This is a genomic window from Streptomyces eurythermus (genome assembly GCF_014649115.1).
Classification (GTDB): domain Bacteria; phylum Actinomycetota; class Actinomycetes; order Streptomycetales; family Streptomycetaceae; genus Streptomyces; species Streptomyces eurythermus.
The window spans coordinates 1-1,333 of the sequence record NZ_BMSK01000057.1 but is presented as its reverse complement, the minus strand read 5'-3'; the positions used below and the strand labels follow the sequence as shown (position 1 = coordinate 1,333).

The window sequence follows — 1,333 nt, the reverse complement described above, 5'->3', positions numbered from 1 at the left end:
ACGGGGAAGTGGAAGGCCATGTGGCACTCGTCGCCGCCGGCGGAGTAGTCGCCGAAGTAGTCGACCACGTCCTCCGGCCACTGGTTGGCCTCCGCCAGCAGCACGGTGTCCGGGTAGAGCGCGTCGATCTCGCGGCGGACCCGCTTCAGGAACTGGTGCGTGGCGGGCAGGTTCTCGCAGTTGGTGCCCTCTTCCGCGTACAGGTAGGGCACCGCGTCCAGGCGGTAGCCGTCGATGCCGAGGTCCAGCCAGAACCGCAGGGCGGCCAGGATCTCCTCCTGGACGGCCGGGTTCTCGTAGTTGAGGTCGGGCTGGTGCGAGAAGAAGCGGTGGAAGTAGTACTGGCCGCGCACCGGGTCGAAGGTCCAGTTGGAGACCTCGGTGTCGACGAAGATGATCCGCGCGTCCTGGTACCGCTTGTCGTCGTCGGCCCACATGTAGTAGTCGCCGTAGGGGCCGTCGGGGTTCTTGCGGGACTCCTGGAACCACGGGTGCTGGTCGCTGGTGTGGTTCATGACGAAGTCGATGATCACCCGCATGCCGCGCTGGTGGGCGGCGTCCACGAACTCCACGAAGTCGGCGAGGTCACCGAACTCGGGCAGGACGGCGGTGTAGTCGGAGACGTCGTAACCGCCGTCCCTGAGGGGTGACTTGAAGAAGGGCGGCAGCCACAGGCAGTCCACGCCGAGCCACTGGAGGTAGTCCAGCCTGGCGGTCAGGCCCTTCAGGTCGCCGACGCCGTCGCCGTCGCTGTCCTGGAAGGAGCGGACCAGGACCTCGTAGAAGACGGCGCGTTTGAACCACTGAGGGTCCCGGTCGTCGGCGGGCGTGTCCTCGAAGGTGTCCGGTACGGGCTCGTTGACGGTCATGACGCTGCGGGCCCTCCGATCCGGGGCGTCGAGCGCCCGACGTGGAGCACGTGCGCGGGCGCCCGGCCGGGCGTGAGCCGCACGTAGTTGGTGCCGCCCCAGTGGTAGGTCTCGCCCGACAGTTCGTCGTGCACCGGCACGGACTCGTGCCGGTCCAGGCCGAGTCGCGGCATGTCCAACGAGACCGTGGCCTCCTGGGTGTGGTGCGGGTCGAGGTTGACGACCACGACGACCGTGTCCGTCCCCGTGCGTTTGCTGTAGGCGAGCACGGCGTCGTTGTCGGTGTGGTGGAAGTGGAGGTTGCGCAGCCGCTGGAGTGCCGGATGGCGGCGGCGGATGGTGTTGAGGCGGGTGATGAGTGGGGCGATGGTCCGGCCCTCGCGCTCGGCGGCCTCCCAGTCGCGGGGCCTGAGCTGGTACTTCTCCGAGTCCAGGTATTCCTCGGCGCCTTCGCGCAGCGGGGT

At 68.3% G+C, this 1,333-nt stretch carries 2 protein-coding genes; both read right to left on the bottom strand.

The features are described 5' to 3' along the window. Nucleotides 1-869 (bottom strand): alpha-amylase family glycosyl hydrolase (locus IE251_RS40445; RefSeq protein WP_268253384.1); only part of this gene is annotated, 869 nt, incomplete at its 3' end. Continuing rightward, nucleotides 866-1,333, bottom strand: a 468-nt coding sequence (locus IE251_RS40440) for an alpha-glucosidase C-terminal domain-containing protein (protein ID WP_189757925.1), incomplete at its 5' end; no start/stop codon positions are given. The genes IE251_RS40440 and IE251_RS40445, both read right to left, overlap by 4 nt.